Genomic DNA, 13635 nt, shown 5'->3' on the forward strand with positions numbered 1-13635 from the left:
CTCTTGTTCAATTTTGGTGTTTACCAAATCAAAATGTTCTACGATTAATTCAGGAAGGATAAGTTTTAAGAGTTCTATGTAATTTTCCAAAGAGTATTAATTTGATGGCTAAGTTAGGAAATCTTCAATTCCTCCCCAAGTTTTGTTCTTGACCCATTCTATGGTCTGTGCCAAAGCCGCGTTAGGGATGGAAGCGGCATCCTTTTGCGGCTGGCTTCTTCTCTTTTTACCCAAAACTTTCTTCCGCAAAAGATACAGCGGACAGCCCGGCCCTGAGGGAAACGCCATAAAAATAATTATGATACTATTGATGGTCTTATTAAACTTTTTCGCAAAAGATAGAGCCGACAGACCGAAACAGAGGAAGCGAAAAATATGTAATATGAGAAATTCCAAATCAAACAAATAATTAAAAAAAGAGATTTGAATGATTTAGATTAATTCAAAAAAAAGCGGATCATGTTTTAGATCCGCAGTTGTGATTGTATTTATACTTTTAAATTCTTAAGCGAAAATCTTCTTTTTTTAGTTGAATGCTTTTTCAAAATTTGAATCGGCATTCTTGGCTTTTTTGATAGGTAAAATGGAATCACATTTGTCTTTTTCAATTACCGGATTCCAGTCGCCTTCAAGAATACTTGTAGTTGTAGTGTTGGCTGCAAATATCTTTTCTTTAGCGTATTCTGCTGCTTCGGTTTTGTGTAACTGACGTGACCATGCAATACGTTTATCGGTATCAGAACCTGGTCCAAAACAATCATATTCTGCATAGAAAGAAGTTTTCCAGTTGTCATAGGCTTTATGTTCCGGATCTTTTGACCAAATTGACCAGCCTTCGGGAATAATGATTGATTCAAAGTATGAATTAATAAAAACCGTATTAGCCCCAGCTCCCCACGGTCTTCCAAGAGAAACTTTTGAAAGGGCTGTTTTAGGGTATTTCATTATAACACAATCTTTGAATACAAAACCATATTTGCTTTTTCCAGCTTCATGATTTCCGGCAGTAATAAAGGAGTCTTTTCGGCATTGTATAACACAATTTTCAAACAAAGCTATCCCTGCGCCAAAAATGAAGTCTGTCGTTCCATCAATAATACAATCTTTGATATAGGTTCTCTTATTTGCTTTAAGGTAAAAAGTATCCTGAAAACCGCTCATTTTGCAATTATGAAATATAGTTCTGTCACCATTCACCATTAAAGCTACTGCCTGACCCCCTTTTTTATACTCTTGTAATTCACTATTGATAGTATTCTCAAAAGTGATGTTCTCGGCAAAAAAATCATTTGCTTCTATCAGAACACTAAAAGATTTGCTTGTTCCTCCTGCAATTTCAGCATAATCATCATAAGTAAGAATTGTATTTTTATAAGATTTGCCTATTAAGGATACGTTTTTCTTTCCTGCTGCTAATTTTAATTTTTCTTTATACGTACCAGGTTTTATAAAAATGATAGTACGTTTAGAACTATTATCAGGTACAGCATTAAAAGCGTCCTGAACTTTGGTGTAGTTACCGCTTCCATCAGCAGCTACTACAATATCATAGGCAATTTTGTTTTTTTGAGCATGTAAAGACGTGGTGAAACAAAAAAGTAAGAAATAAAAGGTAAGTAAAGTTTTTTTCATGTTAGATTTGAATGATAAGTGTTAAAATAAAATTTCCAAGGTTCAAAATTTTGAACCTTGGAAATCTATAAAAATAATTGAATATTAACTAAGAAATGCTGTTTTTTACTTTATGCCCGAATGCTCCGAAATAAAGAATAATCACGAAGCATACTAACGGAATTATATAGCCAGCCTGAATATCATCATGTTTCATATCAATCAGGGTTCCCATTGCATAAGGAAGGATTGCTCCACCAACAATAGACATTACCAGCCATGAAGAACCCGTCTCTGTATTAGATTTTAAACCAACTAATCCTAAAGAGAAAATAGTTGGAAACATAATAGACATAAAGAATCCAATTCCGCCTAAAGCATAAATAACTACAATTCCTGATCCGTAAATGGCTACTAAGCAAAGTAAAATATTTGCAACACAATAGATAGAAAGCAAAACATAATCTTTGACAAATTTCAAAAAGAAAGTTCCGCTAAATCGTCCTGCCATAAACAAGAAACCATAAATGCCAAGATAGTATGCTGCCGTTTTTTCATCTAATCCCGCTTCCTTTTGTGCTATTCGAACAAAAAAACTAGTTACACAGACCTGTGCTCCTACATAAAAAAACTGCGCTACAACTGCCCAAGTTAAGTGGGAGAATTTCAAAACAGAGAAAAATCCAGGTTTAATTTCGTTTTCAGTTTGTTTAGATTTCATTGATGGCAAATGCATAAAGTAAAACATAATTGCTACTAAAACCAAGATGCTTCCTAAAACTATATAAGGTAATTTCACTGCCGAAGCCTCTTCTAATAAGTAAGCAGCTTTTGTCGCTTCTGGCATTGCAGCCATTTCTTCTGGAGTATGGTTGATTCCTGAAAGTATAAAAATACCTCCCAAAACAGGACCTAACATAGCAGCTAAACCATTAAAGGATGCCGCCAAATTTAATCTAAATGATGAAGACTCTGGAGGGCCTAAAATAGCAGCATAAGGATTAGCACTGGTTTCTAAAATCGTTAATCCACAACCAATAACAAATAAAGCAAAAAGAAAAAGTTCATAAGTTCTGGTATTTGCTGCTGGTACAAAAAGAAATGCTCCTGTAGCAAAAACTAATAAACCGGTAATGATACTATTTTTATATCCTATTTTTTTTATAATCATACCCGCAGGAATTGCCATTATAAAATAGGCGAAAAAGATGGCAGTGTCGATTAATGTTGATTGGCTGTTATTAAGCTGACAAGCTTTTTTTAAGTGTGGGATCAAAATGCCATCAAGCCCATGCGCCATTCCCCAAAGGAAAAATAAGCTGGTAATTAAAATGAAAGGTAAAAGATACTGATTTCCTTTTCCGCTTTCTGTTGGAACTTCGTGTTGGTCGCCCGTTTGGTTGGTTACTTGCATAGCTAGATTTTTATTTTTAGGATTATTTCTTTTTTACTAGTAATAGGTGGTCACATACCAAAACCACTTCTCCTCGCTGGTTGATGATTTCTACGTGCTCTGTCACTGTTCCCATATCCGGTTTTTTGGCTTCTCCTTTTTCTGAAATGGTAATTTCCGAATGAATCGTGTCACCAATGTGAACCGGTTTTACAAAACGCATTCTGTCATATCCTTTTGAAAAAGCTTCCGGATTTATTTCAGATGCCGTCAGACCGATGCCAATGCTAAAAACCATTGTTCCGTGGGCAATTCGTTGTCCAAATGGCTGTGTCTTGCACCATTCTTCATCCATGTGATGCGGGAAAAAATCACCCGTGTGTCCGGCATGAACTACAAAATCAGTTTCTGTTATAGTTCTGCCTAATGTAACTCTTTTATCATTAAGTTGGTAATCTTCGAAAAATGTGGATTTGAAATACATGTTTTTTTAGTTTTTTAGTCCTTAGTGATTAGTCCTTAGTGATTAGCTAATTACTATGGACTAGCGACTAATTACTTTATTTATATAATTTTTTTGGGCGTTTTAACACGCTTTCCGCTGTATCTTTTTTGGCAGAAAAAGCCAAAAAAGGATGCCGCTTCAATCGTTAACGCGGGCAATCGTTGTTATAAGTCATTGAAGTGGAATTCCTCCTTTTTGATTACTGACGTAACAGGCTTCAACAACTTTCATCGTGTCAAGTACATCCTGAACACTTGCTAATAATTTGTCGTCAGAACCTTCTTTAAAACGCATTAAGTTAGACATGGTTCCAATGAAAGCTTCCGGAAACCAGGAACCTTCCAGCTTGATTTCTTCCCATTCGTAGTTACCGTCTTTTTCTAAAGCAACTTCAAATTCGTCCGGCATACCGTCAGGATAATTCATCAATAAGCCCATTTTGGCTTTGATTGCTCCTTTTGTTCCTTCCCATTTGATGTAGCTTTCTTCATGTTTTGGACCAAAATGATGATCGTGATTGGTGTTAATAACCACTCGCATTGAATCGCCATAATCTAAAATAATTGAAGAACGGCAGGATGATAGTTTTTTCAAAGGATGATTAGTTGTTTTAGCATAAACTCCTGTTGGATTTCCCAAAAATGAACGAATGCAGTCAATATAATGCACGCTGTGAAAAAGTATTTCTAATCTTGGGTGTTCCTTAATCAGAGGGAACAATTCCCAAGGTGTGTTTACTGTTACTTTAAATTCTAAATCATACAAATCACCTATGATTCCCTGATTGATCATATAGCGTGCTGCACTAACAAAAGAGGCAAATCGCAACTGAAAATTAATGGCAGCAACCAATCTCTTTCTTTCGCAAACTGCTACGATTTCTGTGGCTTGTGCCAAATCATTCCCCATAGGCTTTTGAATCAGTACCGCAGCGCCATCTGGAAGTTGTTCCAATATTTCAATATACTGATCAGGTAAAACAGTGATGTCATAAACGGCATTCGATGGCGCATTTTTTACTGCCTCGGCTACATTTTCAAAAACATTTGGAATACCAAATTGTTCTGCCATATCCTGTGCCTTTGAGAGTGTTCTGTTGGTAATACCAAAAACACTCATACCTGCCATTTTATAAGCCGGAAGATGGGCATCTTTTACAATACCGCTCGCGCCAATAATGATAATCGGCTGCGTTGTTTCTGGTAATAAGGGTTTATATGGAATATTCATAATTATATAATTTGCAGAATAGCATTCTGTGTTTCTTCTAATAATTCTTGAGATGGAATATCACTTTCTAAGGCTTTTAAAACCATTTTGTCAATCAGTTCGGCCACTTTTGGCCAAACCGGAGTTTGTGGTAAGGTTAAAGCGTTCTCATGCAATGTTTCCAGTTTATGATAAAACGGAATGGTTTTATTGATTTCAACATCATTCCAGGTTGATTTTCTGCATCCGATTCCGCCTTCATTAGTTAGCAATTTATCGCTTTCAGGGTTTGTGGCAAATCGTAGAAAATCGTAAGCTAGTTTTTGGTGTTTACTTCCTGTGCCAATGGTATATAGCCAATACACATTCAATGAAGCCGTTTTATGGTTTTCATCATGTGGTAATTCCGTAATATCTACTTTTCCTTTTATTTTCGATTCTTCAATTACTTCACACATTGAGGCAAATCCAAACCAGTTGATTGACATTGCCGCTTCACCTTTGGCGAAAGCCATACCGGCTTCAACAGAACCAAAATCTTTGGATTGCGGATGAAGGGCTTTTTTATTGCTGGCTATATTTCTGTAAAAATCCAAAGCTTCAATCGCTGCCTTTTGGTTAATATCAATTTGATTTTGGGAGTTCAATAAAGAACCGCCTCTTGTCCACAACTGCAGGCAGAAATCAAAAACCATGTTGTGTCCGTCAGGATAATGGGCAAAAACAGATCCGTATAAATTTTGATCAGGTCGATTGAAAAATTCAGCAATCTGAGTGAATTGTTCCCAGGTTTTTGGAGAATGCAATTCGTAATCAAATTGTTTTTTGAAATTTTCTTTTTCAATTGGGTCTTCAAATAAATCTTTCCTGAAAATCAAACATTCCGGCCCATCATGGAAAGGAAGTCCATAAGTTCCGTTGTTAATTTGCTGTAAATGCAATAAAGACTTATGCCAGCCTTCAGGATAATTTTGAGGAGGATTCTCGGCAATTAATGACGTCAAATCAAGAACCGCTTTTTCATTCGCAGCATCAAAAATCCAGTCGGTATTGATGTGTGCAATATCCCAGCTTCCGTTTATTAAACCTTTATTGGTAATGGTTTCTTCATAAAGATCGTGCAGTTCCAGCGGAATCATTTCTGCTTCAATGGTAATGTTGTTTTTCAGGCAGAACAAATCCCACAGCTTTTGCAATGTACTTTCAAAAGGATCAAATTTCCGGACAGCGATTCTTAATTTTTCCATTAGGCTATAAATTCTTTAATGATTCGCTCGTTGTCCTGTCCTAATTTAGGAGAACCTTTACCTGATGTAAAAATTTCTCCGTCAATTCTAATAGGACATCGGGTTGTTTTATAATTGTAGCTGTCAGTCATTTCAACACGCTGTGTAAAATTTAAAACCTGAAATCCTTCTTCAGCAAAAAGCTGTTTATAGTTTAGGACTTTGGCACACCAGATATCCGCCGGTTCCAAAATATCCAGCCAATATTGGGTTTCCTGAGTTTGTAAATGTTCTGCTAAAATGTTTTTGATGTCATCCCTTAATTCGAATTTATTTTCAGGAAACTGAAGCAATTCATCACATTTTAAAAGGGACGCCAAAACCGGAATTGATCCCATTGCTAAAGCCAGATAGCCATTTTTGGTTTTGTAAATTCCGTAAGGCGCACCCAGATAAGCGTGGGCATTATTGGATTTTGTTCGCACAGGCAGTTCACCGCCGTCGTTGAAATAAGTGGTAATCGTTTCAAACTGAAAATCAAAAGCAGATTCCAGCATACTTACCTGAACTTTTGCTCCAATATTGTGAGTTGCTTTTCTATATAAAGCTGCTAAAATTCCTTGTGCCAAATGTGCTCCGGCCAGCATATCTACTATTGATAATCCCATTGGTACCGGACCATCTTCCTGATTTCCGCTCAGCCATGTTAAGGCTGTCATAGATTGTAATAATAAATCCTGTCCCGGTAAATTTTTTAATTCGGATTTTGTACCGTAGCCCGAAATTTCTGCATAGATGATATTGGGATTGATTTCTTTGACCTGATCATAACTCAATCCAACGCGTTCCATTACTCCGGGTCTGAAATTATGCATAACGACATCGGCTTTTGCCAGTAATTTTTTTAATTTTTCCAGTTCATTTGCTTGTTTAAAATCGATTGCAAATGATTCTTTGTTTCTGTTGATGGTATGAAATACGGATGATTCTCCATTCATAATCAAATCAGATGTATATAAGGTTCTGCAGATATCGCCTGTTCCCGGTTTCTCAATTTTTATCACACGCGCACCCAGATCTGCCAATCGCAAACTCCCTGAAGGGCCTGAAAGAAACTGGCTAAAATCTACTATTAAATAATCTTCTAAGGGTTTCATTCTGCTAGTTTAAAAATTGTTCGTGTATTGTTACATTATCTTCGCCAACTTTAGGCGCTGCTTTAGTACTGGTTAGAATTCTACCATCCAGCTGAATCGGGCTTCTTGTAGTAACCAAAGTTTCCCCTGCCGAATTTTGTACCGTTTGTTTCAACTCCAGTTCATTAACAAAAGGCTGGCTGTCCAATTCCTGGTAATTAAGTACTTTGCCACACCAGATTCCTTCTTTTTGAAGTAATTCAATCCAATAATCTGCTGTTTGAGTATTGAGTTTTTCAGTTAATATTGCTCTGATTTCATCCCTTTGAGAAAACCATTTGCGTTTATCGCTGTATTTTTGGAAATCGATTTCTAAAACACTTCCAATAAAAAGCAAATCTCCCATTGCTAAGGAAATGTAACCATCCTGAGTTTGATACACTCCATAGGGTGCGCTTAGAAAAGCATGGGCACTTCCTTTAACATCACTTCTTTTTGGCTGTTGTCCGCCATCATTTAAATAAGAAGTAATAGCTTCGAACTGCACATCCAATACCGATTCCAGTAAACTTACTTCAACTAAAACTCCTTTTCCGGTTTTGGCCCTTTTTAATAATGCTGCCAAGATTCCCTGAACGAAATGATTCCCACACATTAGATCGGCTACAGCCAGACCAAACGGAACAGGTCCCTGACTTTTTCTGCCACTAAGCCAGCTTAATCCGGAAAGAGACTGGAGCAACAAATCCTGGCCTGGTTTGTTTGCCCAGGGGCCTTTGTCTCCGTAACCTGTGATGGTTCCGTAAATTATTTTTGGATTGATATTCAAAACATCATCGAATGTCAAACCAATTTTATCCATTACGCCAGGTCTGAAATTATGAGTCATAATATCTGCCTTGGCGATTAGTTTTTTGACTAAAATTAAATCTTCAGGATTTTTAAGATCGGCCGCAAATGATTCTTTATTTCTGTTGATGGTATGAAAAAGCAGACTGCTGTCGTCAACAAAAAGGTCTTTGATGCTTAATTGCCGGCAGGCTTCACCTTTTACAGGACGCTCGATTTTAATTACTCTCGCTCCTAAATCGGCCAGTTTCAATCCGGCAGAAGGGCCTGCCAAAAACTGACAAAACTCCAATACAACTAATCCTTCTAATGGTCTCATGCAGTTATAAGTTTAAAGACTTGATGTAAAGTGCATTCATTGCAGATAAAGCAGCTTCTTCATCGCCTCCATTCATTAAATAATCACGTACGACATCGCCTGCATGATCCTGAAAATACATGTGTCCTGAATATCTTGGTCTTAAAAAGGCTCTTTCTAAAGCAGGCAATGTGTTTTTGAAATAATCATGAGTAATTCCGTTGATTCGGTCATTCTTCCATGCTTGTAAATGCCCAGGCTGTCCGCCGTTATCTGAAAAAATATTTTGTTGTACCTGAGAAGATCCTGTGAATTCAGCATATTTTATCGCTTCCGGAATATACTGGCTGAAAGAAGAAACAGCTAAACCGGTTCCGCCCAGAGAACTAATCATCGGTTTGTCATTCAATTTTACCAAATCATAAAAATGAAGCAAGTTTTTGCTGTAACCACTTCTTGAATAATTGGAATAACCGTAAGCAAAAGGGCAGTAGGCAATTTCATCCGAATTGACCATCGCTTCATATACCTGAATCGGATTTCGGTTAAAATTTGCAGGATCCATTAACTGAGCCAGTTCGCGATGCATCTGTAAAGCTTTTTTTCCTGTTTCTTCAGAAATTACTTTTTCCTGTGACTGGAAAGGCGCTTTACCTAAACTGCAACAAAAAGAATAAAAAGTCATTAGTGAATCTACCGGAATTCCTGCAAAGGCAATTAATCCTTTTTTTGCTAAAGCCAATAAATCATCATATGTCTGCGGAACTTTTAATCCCTGTTTTTCTAAAATATCTAACCTTGCTGCTGCTACCGGAGTGGCTGCATCTATTGGCAAAGCCCATAGTTTGTCGTGAAATACGTAACTCCCGTAAGATTTACCAACGGTGTTGATTTCCTGATCTTTTATATATTCGGCAGAAAGATAATCTGATAAAGGCAGAATTGTTTTGGTATCTGCGCCAAATCCTGTCCATGGATGGTCAATAACCAACAGATCAAATCTTTTTGCCAAGTCTTCAATCGAAGCATCTGCAAATTCCTGTAAACTTCTTTTTTCCCAACTGATTTCTATTTCCGGATTCAACTCTGTAAAACGCTGAGCTGTGGCAACCATTGGGAGTAAACCTCTGGTGTGATTCCACGTAATCCCTTTTAGTTTTTTCATTTTTTAATAATCTGATTTAATAAATGTGATTTTCACATTTACAAATATAGAAATTAGATTCAAATGCTATGATTATATATTTAATTTTTGGCAAATTGGGTAAGTGTTTTTTATATTTTATACAAATTACGCATAAAATGTGATATTGCTTTTGATTATATCTGTTTTTAAGCATTGATAATTAAAATAAATGCCTGGTATTAATATTAAGTTTTATATTTGTAAATGTAAAAATCACATTTATTTTTACGCTTATTTACATAAAATACAATTTTTTAAAGTAGCGATTATGCTTAAAACTTCTTTTCTTTCTAAAATTATTGTGTTGCTGATTTTGGTAACAACAATTTCAAATGCTCAAAACACAATTCCAACTAAGCTGAAATGGTCAGAAAGAATGGCTTTAACATTGATGCAGCGCCATTCGCAATCGTACATGCTTGATGATGCTAAAGTGGCTCATATTAGTTATGTTCATGGTTTGGTTACTTATGCTTTTCAGCAATTAGGCAAACAAAAAAATGATGAAAAATATACGGCTTATGCCAAACAATATGCTGATGAATTGATTGATGCCGATGGAAATATTAAAACGTATAAATTTGAATCCTTTAATATCGATAATATTCCAACGGGCCGAATTTTGTTTGATATCTATGAAAAGACTAAAGACAAACGATATATAATTGCTATGCAGACTTTGCGTAAACAATTAGAAGAGCAGCCTCGTACACCAAGCGGTGGTTTTTGGCACAAAAAAATATATCCTAACCAAATGTGGCTGGATGGTTTGTATATGGGTGAACCATTTTATGCAGAATATACGGTTACGTTTGAAAACGGAGCTAAGTTAGATGATGTTGCTCATGAATTTGAATTGATTCAGCAAAAAGCAACAGATGCAAAAACAGGATTGTTATACCATGCCTGGGATGAGAGTAAAGAAATGCCATGGGCAAACAAAGAAACCGGAGTTTCTCCTAATTTTTGGTCGCGGTCAATGGGCTGGTATGTGATGGGATTGGTAGATGTCCTGGATTATTTTCCTAAAGACCACCCAAAAAGAAAAGAACTGATTTTGTATTTAAACAATATTTCGAACGCCTTAGTGAAATTTCAGGATCCATCAGGTTTATGGTATCAGGTTACTGATATGGGAACCCGAGACGGGAATTACCTTGAAACTTCGGGTACGGCAATGTTCGCTTATGCTTTTGCAAAGGGAGCAAAAAAAGGTTATTTGCCTAAAAAATTCAAAAAAATTGCTGAAAAGGCCTTTGACGGTATTACTTCAAAATTTACCAAAGTGTATCCAAACGGCGAAATTGAAATTACGAATGCCTGCGCTGTAGCAGGTTTGGGAGGGAAGCCTTATCGTGATGGCTCTTTCGAATATTATATTAATGAAAGAAGAAAGGATAATGACCCTAAAGTAACCGGACCTTTTATACTGGCGGCTTTAGAATTAAATAAATAATGCTATAATTAAAAAATATGTTTTCATTACAAAATAAAAAAGCCGTCATAACCGGCGGAGGAAGCGGAATAGGAAGAGCTATTGCAACTCTGTTCGCAAAACAGGGAGCAGAAGTTCACATCATTGACTTAAGTATTGAAAGTGCTCGGGAGGCTGTAGCTGATATTCAGCAATTGGGCGGAAAAGTATTTTCATATGCGTGTAATGTAGTAGATCAACAAGAGGTTGTTGCTACGTTTGAAAAGATTGGAAATATCCATATTTTGATCAATAATGCCGGTATTGCTCATGTGGGCAAAGTAGATACAACTTTGGAAATCGATTTCCAAAGGGTAATGGATGTAAACGTAAAAGGAGTTTACAATTGTTTATATGCTGCAATTCCACAATTTAGATTATCTAAAGGAGGTGTTATTCTGAACATGGCTTCTATAGCATCATGGGTAGGAATTCAGGATCGTTTTGCTTATTCGACTGCTAAAGGAGCTGTAATGGCAATGACTTTATCGGTAGCGAGAGATTATATAGATGAAGGAATTCGATGCAATTCAATTTCACCGGCAAGAGTTCATACTCCATTTGTTGACGGATTTATAAATAAAAATTATCCGGGTAAAGAAACCGAAATTTTCGAAAAACTATCTAAGTCACAACCAATAGGCCGTATGGGACAACCCGAAGAAATTGCTGCACTGGCTCTCTACTTATGCAGTGATGAAGCAGGGTTTATTACCGGAAGTGATTATCCTATTGACGGAGGATTTATAAAATTAAATAATTAAAAAAGAGATACTAAGGTTCTGAGATACTAAGCTGCTAAGATTTTAGCCTTAGAACCTTAGAACCTCAAAATCTTAGAACCTTAAAAAATAAAAGAAAATGAAATTAATACGTTTTGGAGCAGCCGGACAAGAAAAACCGGGAGTTATAATTGGAGAAAAAAGATATGACGTTTCTTCTATTGTAACGGATTTTAATGAAGCTTTTTTCGAAGACAATGGTTTAGAGAAATTAAAAAAAGCTTTAGAAAGTAATCCTGTTTTACCAGAAGTTAGTGCAGATGTACGTTTGGGGTCTCCGGTGGCAAGACCTTCAAAAATAATCTGTATTGGATTGAATTATGTGGATCATTGTCATGAAACAGGTGCTCCGATTCCAACAGAGCCAATTATCTTTTTCAAGTCAACTACATCATTATGCGGACCAAATGATGACTTGGTTATTCCAAAAAACAGTGAAAAAACGGATTGGGAAATCGAGCTGGCATTTGTAGTGGGCAAAAAAGCAAGTTATGTGGAAGAAGCAGAAGCTTTGGATTATGTTGCCGGATACGCTTTATTGAATGATTACAGCGAAAGAGCTTTTCAAATCGAAATGGGCGGACAATGGGCAAAAGGTAAAGGCTGTGATACTTTCGCGCCTCTTGGGCCATTTTTGGCTACTCAGGATGAAATCGCTGATGTGAATAATTTACCAATGTGGTTAACTGTTAATGGGAAGAAATTCCAAAACAGTAATACTTCAAATTTGGTTTTCAAAATTCCATTTTTGGTGCATTACCTAAGTCAGTTTATGACTTTGCTTCCTGGCGATATCATTAGTACAGGAACGCCTCCGGGAGTAGGATTGGGAATCAAGCCGGATCCAATCTATATCAAACCGGGCGATGTTATTGAATTAGGAATGGACGGTTTAGGTTCAAGTAAACAAGTAGCTAAAGCTTATTCTAAATAAAATGAAATATATTGTTTGTGAAAAACCGCAGGAGTTTCTAATTAAAGAAAAATCAATGCCGGAACCAAAAGAAGGAGAAGTACTTTTGAAAATTAGAAGAATAGGTGTCTGCGGAACCGATATTCACGCTTTTGGAGGAACACAGCCTTATTTTGAATACCCAAGAATTCTTGGGCATGAACTGGCTGCCGAATATATAAAAGGAAATGCAAAAGGTTTCCAGCCGGGCGATAAAGTAACTTTTATACCTTATTTCAGCTGCGGCAACTGTGTAGCGTGTAGAAATGGTCTGACTAACTGTTGTGCCAATATTAAAGTTTTCGGAGTACATATTGACGGAGGAATGGCCGAGTATGTTACAATTCCGGAACAATATTTATTGCAGGGACAAGGTTTGGATTATGATGAACTGGCGCTGGTTGAACCTTTGGCAATTGCAGCGCACGGAGTAAGAAGAGCCGCTGTAAAAGCAACCGATACCGTTTTGGTAATGGGTGCAGGACCTATTGGATTAGGATTGATTCAGTTTGCTAAAATTGCCGGAGCCAAAGTGATTGTGATGGATATCAACGAATATCGTCTTAACTTTTGTAAAGAAGCACTTCAGGCAGATGAAGTTATTAATCCGCTGCATGATGATGTGGCAGCAAAATTGGCGGAACTGACCAATGGCGATATGGCGAACGTAGTAATCGATGCTACCGGAAACCAAAAAGTGATGAACAGTGCTTTTAATTACATTTCGCATGGCGGAAGATTTGTTTTGGTTGGACTTCAAAAAGGCGAATTGAGTTTCAGTCATCCTGATTTCCATAAAAGGGAATCTACTTTGATGAGCAGCCGAAACGCTACCATCGAAGATTTTGAATATGTGATGAAATGCCTGAAAGAAGGTAAAATCGATCCGAAAAAATATATCACACACAGAGCTGATTTTTCGGATATGATCGGCGAATTTGGAAAATGGATTGATCCAAAAAACAATACTATTAAAGCAATTATAGAATTAAATTAATTCTGAAAAACAGAATA

12 protein-coding genes are annotated in these 13635 nt (G+C 36.7%); 4 read left to right on the forward strand and 8 right to left on the reverse strand.

Annotation, left to right across the window (positions count from 1 at the left end; translation table 11 throughout):
* Positions 1-525: 525 nt before the first annotated feature.
* From GXM17_RS11800 to GXM17_RS11835, 8 genes are all read right to left on the reverse strand, one after another.
* On the reverse strand, positions 526-1632 hold the full coding sequence (locus tag GXM17_RS11800; protein ID WP_163399536.1) for a pectinesterase family protein: 1107 nt from the start codon (positions 1630-1632) through the stop codon (positions 526-528).
* An 88-nt stretch (positions 1633-1720) separates the two neighbouring features.
* Positions 1721-3025: an L-fucose:H+ symporter permease gene (gene fucP / locus GXM17_RS11805; protein ID WP_163399537.1), complete on the reverse strand. Its 1305-nt coding sequence runs from the start codon at positions 3023-3025 to the stop codon at positions 1721-1723.
* Positions 3026-3047: 22 nt separating this feature from the next.
* Positions 3048-3488: a MaoC/PaaZ C-terminal domain-containing protein gene (locus GXM17_RS11810; RefSeq protein ID WP_007809657.1), complete on the reverse strand. Its 441-nt coding sequence runs from the start codon at positions 3486-3488 to the stop codon at positions 3048-3050.
* A gap of 192 nt (positions 3489-3680) precedes the next feature.
* Positions 3681-4739: a Gfo/Idh/MocA family protein gene (locus tag GXM17_RS11815; protein ID WP_163399538.1), complete on the reverse strand. Its 1059-nt coding sequence runs from the start codon at positions 4737-4739 to the stop codon at positions 3681-3683.
* Between the two features lie 2 nt (positions 4740-4741).
* Positions 4742-5965: an extracellular solute-binding protein gene (locus GXM17_RS11820; protein ID WP_163399539.1), complete on the reverse strand. Its 1224-nt coding sequence runs from the start codon at positions 5963-5965 to the stop codon at positions 4742-4744.
* Positions 5965-7101, reverse strand: coding sequence for a CaiB/BaiF CoA transferase family protein (locus GXM17_RS11825; RefSeq protein ID WP_163399540.1), 1137 nt, complete (start codon positions 7099-7101; stop codon positions 5965-5967). Before GXM17_RS11825 ends, GXM17_RS11820 begins: the two co-directional genes overlap by 1 nt.
* A 4-nt stretch (positions 7102-7105) precedes the next feature.
* The gene (locus tag GXM17_RS11830; RefSeq protein WP_163399541.1) at positions 7106-8248 is read right to left on the reverse strand and encodes a CaiB/BaiF CoA transferase family protein; all 1143 of its coding nucleotides are present in this window, start codon (positions 8246-8248) and stop codon (positions 7106-7108) included.
* A gap of 4 nt (positions 8249-8252) precedes the next feature.
* Complete coding sequence (locus tag GXM17_RS11835) at positions 8253-9392, reverse strand: ABC transporter substrate-binding protein (RefSeq protein WP_163399542.1); 1140 nt, start codon at positions 9390-9392, stop codon at positions 8253-8255.
* Positions 9393-9681: 289 nt separating this feature from the next.
* Between GXM17_RS11835 and GXM17_RS11840 the strand changes: the two genes are divergently transcribed.
* The 4 genes from GXM17_RS11840 to GXM17_RS11855 all read left to right on the forward strand — a co-directional run bounded on the left by GXM17_RS11840 (position 9682) and on the right by GXM17_RS11855 (position 13618).
* Positions 9682-10869, forward strand: a complete 1188-nt coding sequence (locus GXM17_RS11840; protein WP_163399543.1) for a glycoside hydrolase family 88/105 protein — start codon at positions 9682-9684, stop codon at positions 10867-10869.
* Between the two features lie 17 nt (positions 10870-10886).
* Positions 10887-11651: an SDR family NAD(P)-dependent oxidoreductase gene (locus tag GXM17_RS11845; RefSeq protein ID WP_163399544.1), complete on the forward strand. Its 765-nt coding sequence runs from the start codon at positions 10887-10889 to the stop codon at positions 11649-11651.
* 97 nt (positions 11652-11748) lie between these two features.
* Complete coding sequence (locus tag GXM17_RS11850) at positions 11749-12603, forward strand: fumarylacetoacetate hydrolase family protein (RefSeq protein ID WP_163399545.1); 855 nt, start codon at positions 11749-11751, stop codon at positions 12601-12603.
* Between the two features lies 1 nt (position 12604).
* The gene (locus GXM17_RS11855; RefSeq protein ID WP_163399546.1) at positions 12605-13618 is read left to right on the forward strand and encodes a zinc-binding alcohol dehydrogenase family protein; all 1014 of its coding nucleotides are present in this window, start codon (positions 12605-12607) and stop codon (positions 13616-13618) included.
* The last annotated feature ends 17 nt before the right edge of the window (positions 13619-13635 follow it).

Source organism: Flavobacterium fluviatile, from assembly GCF_010645065.1.
GTDB classification, from domain to species: Bacteria; Bacteroidota; Bacteroidia; order Flavobacteriales; family Flavobacteriaceae; genus Flavobacterium; species Flavobacterium fluviatile.

Excerpts from the sequence above, each read along its gene's own strand:
- GXM17_RS11800 (WP_163399536.1), bottom strand. The coding sequence starts at position 1,632 with ATGAAAAAAACTTTACTTACCTTTTATTTCTTACTTTTTTGTTTCACC.
- fucP (WP_163399537.1), bottom strand. The coding sequence starts at position 3,025 with ATGCAAGTAACCAACCAAACGGGCGACCAACACGAAGTTCCAACAGAA.
- GXM17_RS11810 (WP_007809657.1), bottom strand. The coding sequence starts at position 3,488 with ATGTATTTCAAATCCACATTTTTCGAAGATTACCAACTTAATGATAAA.
- GXM17_RS11815 (WP_163399538.1), bottom strand. The coding sequence starts at position 4,739 with ATGAATATTCCATATAAACCCTTATTACCAGAAACAACGCAGCCGATT.
- GXM17_RS11820 (WP_163399539.1), bottom strand. The coding sequence starts at position 5,965 with ATGGAAAAATTAAGAATCGCTGTCCGGAAATTTGATCCTTTTGAAAGT.
- GXM17_RS11825 (WP_163399540.1), bottom strand. The coding sequence starts at position 7,101 with ATGAAACCCTTAGAAGATTATTTAATAGTAGATTTTAGCCAGTTTCTT.
- GXM17_RS11830 (WP_163399541.1), bottom strand. The coding sequence starts at position 8,248 with ATGAGACCATTAGAAGGATTAGTTGTATTGGAGTTTTGTCAGTTTTTG.
- GXM17_RS11835 (WP_163399542.1), bottom strand. The coding sequence starts at position 9,392 with ATGAAAAAACTAAAAGGGATTACGTGGAATCACACCAGAGGTTTACTC.
- GXM17_RS11840 (WP_163399543.1), top strand. The coding sequence starts at position 9,682 with ATGCTTAAAACTTCTTTTCTTTCTAAAATTATTGTGTTGCTGATTTTG.
- GXM17_RS11845 (WP_163399544.1), top strand. The coding sequence starts at position 10,887 with ATGTTTTCATTACAAAATAAAAAAGCCGTCATAACCGGCGGAGGAAGC.
- GXM17_RS11850 (WP_163399545.1), top strand. The coding sequence starts at position 11,749 with ATGAAATTAATACGTTTTGGAGCAGCCGGACAAGAAAAACCGGGAGTT.
- GXM17_RS11855 (WP_163399546.1), top strand. The coding sequence starts at position 12,605 with ATGAAATATATTGTTTGTGAAAAACCGCAGGAGTTTCTAATTAAAGAA.